The organism is Enterococcus raffinosus (assembly GCF_001886185.1).
Taxonomy (GTDB): domain Bacteria; phylum Bacillota; class Bacilli; order Lactobacillales; family Enterococcaceae; genus Enterococcus_A; species Enterococcus_A raffinosus.
Map to the genome: position 1 here is coordinate 1 of NZ_JXLA01000109.1, position 783 is coordinate 783.

Genomic DNA, 783 nt, shown 5'->3' on the forward strand with positions numbered 1-783 from the left:
GGGGCATCAAAGTGAACAGTAAAGGGAAAAACGTTTTTTGGCATGGATACAAGGCTCACTTAGCAGTAACCACGAAAAGTCAGTATATTTTATCCAGTATTTTGACCTCTGCTCATATTGCGGATATGAGTGTAGCTATTCCATTAATCCGAGATGTCAACCGACTTGGTTTAGCGAACATTCACATGATCTTTGACAAAGGTTATGATGTGAAAGCCCTCTACGAAGAGGCACACATCCTTGATTTTGAGCCGATCATTCCATTGAAACGGGTGGCTAAAAATGACGGCGAGTGGACAACTGAGTATGCCCCGACCTGTCTAATTGAAGAAGGCTACACCTACGATAGTTTTGATAAACGTTACGGGGCTTTGAAATACACGTTACCAGAAAAGCGTTGTCGCTCTTGCCCGCTCCAGAACGAGGGTTTATGTCAAAAAGTAATCAAGATCAAACAACAGACAGACCCGCGCAAGTTCAATCATCCAGCTCGAGGAACACACAGTTGGAAGAAATTGTACGCTAAACGTAGTGCCGTTGAACGAGTAAACGGAGACCTGAAAGAAAACATGAAATTGAATCAGACAACTCACTATAAAGCAGAATTAGTCGAGATAGAACTTCTGCTTATTCAGCTAGCTTATAATGTCAAAAGGTACGCAGTCCAACGATTGAACAACCAGAAACTAGAAAAAGAAACCGCATCTTAGCTTTAAAAAATGACAATTTTGAAATTGGATGAGTGTTGATTTTTTTATAAAAGCGAATTATGAAATTAGCTCA

The 783-nt window shown here is 40.4% G+C and carries 1 protein-coding gene; it reads left to right on the plus strand.

Going from position 1 to position 783, the window contains the following annotated elements; translation table 11 throughout:
• On the plus strand, positions 1-710 hold a 710-nt coding region (locus RV13_RS20405), incomplete at its 5' end, for a transposase (protein WP_143142311.1).
• Positions 711-783 lie beyond the last annotated feature (73 nt).